2 protein-coding genes are annotated in these 2,835 nt (G+C 39.5%); both read right to left on the minus strand.

From position 1 onward, the window contains the following. Nucleotides 1-842 (minus strand): hypothetical protein (locus ABD816_RS22000; protein ID WP_344931054.1); only part of this gene is annotated, 842 nt, incomplete at its 3' end. After that, nucleotides 787-2,835: fibronectin type III domain-containing protein (locus ABD816_RS22005; RefSeq protein ID WP_344931056.1), on the minus strand; the 2,049-nt coding region annotated here is incomplete at its 5' end. The genes ABD816_RS22005 and ABD816_RS22000, both read right to left, overlap by 56 nt.

Genomic DNA, 2,835 nt, shown 5'->3' on the forward strand with positions numbered 1-2,835 from the left:
GCTTTATACCTTTCAAAATAATTGTTAGATTTAACCAGATCTATACTCTTTCTATCTGCTGCTAAGGAGATTCCCAACTTATCTTTACGCAGCGCTTCTTTAATAATCGAAGCTCGCTTTTTTGATTTCTCAGGGTCTTCATGAAAGTTTTTCATGATGACGAGCTGGTTGCTAAGTATCTGAAACTTTACTTTCTGGGTGTCACTATCAAAATAGGTAGATTGAAAAAATCCGATGGTATTGACAGTGATAGGGTTTTCTACCGTACTGGTGATTTCAGCATTAATTTCTGTGTACAGGGTGTGAATAGGAACTGAAAAACGTTTTTTGATATCGCTATATGCCTCATCAGGGTCAGTAGCTTCGTTTCCTAATTCGATATCCTTTAGTTTGTCTAGGGTGGTATACTTCAGCACCTTTTTACTTAGATATATCCATCCCATATCCAGATTAACTCCTAGATATAGCGGTGCTTTGAGTCCTGCATTGATCTCTTTTAATTTAGTATTGAGTGCTTCTAACTGGGCTTCTTTTCCAGCATAATTAGTGCCCCAAACGTATTCTTTTACTTTGTCTAAAGGGAGTGCTGCATTTTTGGTAAAGAAAATATAGTTGTTATCGGATATGTCGCCTCGCTTATTATTTTCTGTATTGAACTGGATGAGTTCCTGCAACTGTTGTTTACCAAAAGCTACAATTTCTTTTTTGGTCAATGGCTCTGGTAATGGTCTCTCCGTTGCTTTGGCACTCAAAAAGTTAACACAAAAAGCAAGTATGTATAGTATGTTATTGACCTTCATCCTGATATACTTTAGTGGTAAGAATTGTTGAAATTTCTTCATACAGCACTTCTTTAACTGCTGCGATCATTTCTTCTTCTGATTTATTTTCTTTTTTCATCCCAAGAATAAAATTTCCAAGTTTTTCTCCGGATGCCTGTAGCTGATCTGCTAGTGCTTGTTGCTCTTCTTCTGAGGTATAGCTATTAGAGAAGTATCTGGATACTACCGCGCGATTATAGAGAAATTCATTTTCATAATAGGTGGCTATTTGTTCTCTGATCTCTTGCGGAATCCAACTTGCATTTTCCATCGGTTCTCTTTCACCTATGATTTCTATTTCTATGGCATCCGTGATTTCCTGATCAAGAATGGTAGTTGCGGTGTCTGCATCTCCTGTATTCATAAATTGCGACGTAATTTCTACGATGGATTGGTAAGAAGCAATCTTTTCATCAGAATTTTCATTCTCAATTTCTTTTAATGCTTTTTTGATAATCTTAGAAGCTTCTTTTATAAACTCTTTGACTTCGCCCATGGCTGCTGTATAGGCATCTTTTGCGGTGTCCAGCGCTTCTTCTGCTTGTTGGATCGCCTCTTCATCTCCCGATGCTTCTGCAGCTTCGAGCGCAGTAGTTGCTGCTTCTAAATTATTCTCTGCCGTGGTTAGATTTTGATCTAATTCTACTGGCAGATTGTTCTCCATATCTTCTATTAATGTACCATGATATTCCTTCCACTGACCAGAGCTTACCAGTTCGTCAATGTCTTCAATAATAGTTTCAACCAGTTCTAGTGTGGAGGAGAAATCAGTGAGTGCATCAATCTCATCTCCAATATCATCCATTCCTCCCCAATTCTCATCATAATCGGTCTCTACAATCCCTTGGATCAACTGGTAGTCGCTATTGATATTAATACTACTAAAACTTACTTTGATTCTGGTATCTTCCAGATAGGGTACTACGATATATCCCCATCCTGAATAAACACCATTTGCACCTTGTACTTCTTTAACCGTAACAGGAAAGTCTCCTGCAGTAAAGACTTCATTGATCATCAGTGAGGGTAGCGGATCCTGATTGGTGATAATAATCTCCGGGGTGATCCCGCAATTATAAGTAGCCGTATCGGCGGCAGCAATACTGGTGGTAAACTGATAGATCTGGGAATAAGTATAGGGACCATTCTCCATACACTGACCGCCTACTCTAAAATCATAGGTGGTACCCGGCTCCAGATTGTATATGGAAACAAATTCATTGATGGTACCAGATTCAAACCATACGGCATTTTCCACTCCTTTTTTGCGGTATTGTACCTGATAACGTTTGTGGTCTACTCCTTGCCACATTATTTTTTCACTGGTAGGGCCTTTGGCTTCTGAGAGGACATATTCAGGTTCTTTACAGGTAGCGGCATAGGTAAAATGGTAAATCTCGCTATAGCCTTCATTTTTAAACACTGAACTTTCACTAATCCCATCACTGACCAGTGCTCTGATTCGCCAGGCGTAGGTTTTATTTTCTAGTAACGGGGTTTCTGCAGGGCCGTATAATAAGGTGGTCGCAAAGGTGGTGGTTTGATATAAAGGGCGGCTGGCTAAAAAGGCGGCTTGAGGATCCATCTGGTTATCCCACAATTCTGCCAGTGTAAATTCGTAAGTAACATTAGTTGCATTCAAATGTCGGGGCGTCCATTGAAAAATTATATTTTGTGGATCTTTTACCGCTACTTGCTCTCCTTTATTAGGAATATTGAGAAAAGGGGGATCATTGAGCACTAAATACACGGTACTACAACTTTTACGTGAAATCTGTTGTCCTGATTGTAAGTCATATACTTCAAAGCAGAATCGATAGAGCCCTTCTGATAGCGGAACGCTATATTGTTGTGGGGTGATGCCAGTAAGATTTTGTAAAGAAAAGTAAGCCTGCAGGTCCAGATTGGTGAGTCGTGTAGGGATGCCACCATCCAGAAATATAGGATTTGCGCCTATCACTACATCACTACTCTGTACGGATACTCCCGAATTATTCTCCAGATAAAACTTAAG

Source organism: Aquimarina addita (assembly GCF_039539305.1).
Taxonomy (GTDB): domain Bacteria; phylum Bacteroidota; class Bacteroidia; order Flavobacteriales; family Flavobacteriaceae; genus Aquimarina; species Aquimarina addita.